This window comes from Psychrobacillus sp. (assembly GCF_056205495.1).
This window is the reverse complement of record NZ_JBAEAP010000540.1, coordinates 1-1695: the sequence shown is the minus strand read 5'-3', so window position 1 is coordinate 1695 and position 1695 is coordinate 1. Positions and strand designations below refer to the sequence as shown.

The 1695-nt window shown below is 33.6% G+C and carries 2 protein-coding genes; both read left to right on the top strand.

The features are described 5' to 3' along the window. Nucleotides 1-1159, top strand: a 1159-nt coding sequence (locus tag AC06OU_RS15225) for an AAA domain-containing protein (RefSeq protein ID WP_475856900.1), incomplete at its 5' end; no start/stop codon positions are given. Between the two features lie 125 nt (nt 1160-1284). Further along, entirely contained in the window at nt 1285-1500 is a 216-nt protein-coding gene (locus AC06OU_RS15220) for a hypothetical protein (RefSeq protein ID WP_475856899.1), read from the top strand. The last annotated feature ends 195 nt before the right edge of the window (nt 1501-1695 follow it).

Genomic DNA, 1695 nt, shown 5'->3' with positions numbered 1-1695 from the left:
TCCTTTACGACAATATCCAGCAGATCGTTTAGAACCAATAAAGACTAAGTATTTACCACATGGTGTTCGTGAAGGAACAGGACAATATGCATTTAATGAAGTAGAAGCTGATGCGATTGTTGAAGAAATAACGAAATGTCTTGAAAATCCTCAGTATGAAGGTAAAACATTTGGGGTTATTTCATTACTAGGTATTGGACAAGCCAAGCATATTCAAAATAAACTATTGCAAACAATAGGAGCAGAAGTAATGGAAGAACGCCATATTATTTGTGGTGATGCATATAGTTTCCAGGGAGATGAAAGGGATGTTATTTTCCTTTCAATGGTAGCTGCAAAAGGTGAAAGACGTATAACAGCATTAACTAGTGAAAGTGCTCGTCAAAGATTTAATGTTGCAGCCAGTCGTGCTAAAGATCAGTTATGGTTAATGCACTCTATTACGATAAATGATATTTCTAACCGAGATTGTTTACGATACCAGCTACTATCTTATGTAGCCAATCCAATACAAGAAGAAAATGAATCGAATCGTATGTTGTGTGAAAGTGAGTTTGAAAAAAATGTATTCGATGCCATTACAGCTAGGGGCTATAAGGTCATTCCGCAATATCAGGTGAATGGCTATCGCATTGATTTAGTAGTAGTAGGTGAAAAAACAAGGTTAGCTGTTGAATGTGATGGAGATTATTGGCACACTTCACCGGAAGATACAGAACGAGACTTTCAGCGGGAGAAGGTATTACAACGTGCCGGTTGGAGATTTTGGCGTATATTAGGAAGTAAATATTATCATAATCAAGAAACAGCGTTAGCATCATTATGGACTATGCTTGAAGAAATGGGGATTTATCCTTTTGTAGAAGTAGAGCAACAGATCAATTTAGGATTAAAAGAAAAAGCTGCAACTACTATTGAAAATGGACGTGTTAGTGACCAAAAAGAGCTTTATAACCATGTGAAAAAGTTATTGCGAATGGAAGGATTTGAGGTTTTACAGGACCGACCTTTAACGAACAAACTTTATGTAGTAGGTTCAAAATTGTTACAAAGGGAACTTGATTATATTCTTCCTAAAGGTGTTCAAACTACATTTTATCAAGAAGGCTTGGAAATTTCGGAAGGAATGTCAGTATGGGCTATTTTGATAGAAGAGTAGAACTAATGCTAAGTTAGAGTCGTAATCAAAGACCAATTCAATTAAAAATAAAGCCAAATTGTGATGCTGCTCTTTAAATTGAAGATGGAATAGATACTTTTTATTGTAAATATTGCGGATATAAAATGATATTAGCAGAAATGAGTGAGGCATCAATTCATGCTAAAGTTCAATTGAAAAAGTTAGAGCATCAAGAAAGAATAAAAGATAAATATTACGGACATGAACGGTATAAAATGGAGAAAGACGAAATAACTAAAGGAAAGGAAAAGAAACGTACATTTATAATTAGTATAGTAGGCATTTCATTATTTATTTTATTCTCTAATTCATTTTTTTGATTTGCAAAACTGGAGTCTATAAGAGAGGAACGACATTTAGAAGAACTTGTAGATGAAATAATGATTGATATTGACAACGGTGATTATGAAGAAGCATATATAAAAACGAATAAACTTCACTATACATCTAATTGGTCAAGTTACATTGAAGATAAATGGGATGAAACTAGAGAGGCTTTATTGAAACAAATAAAC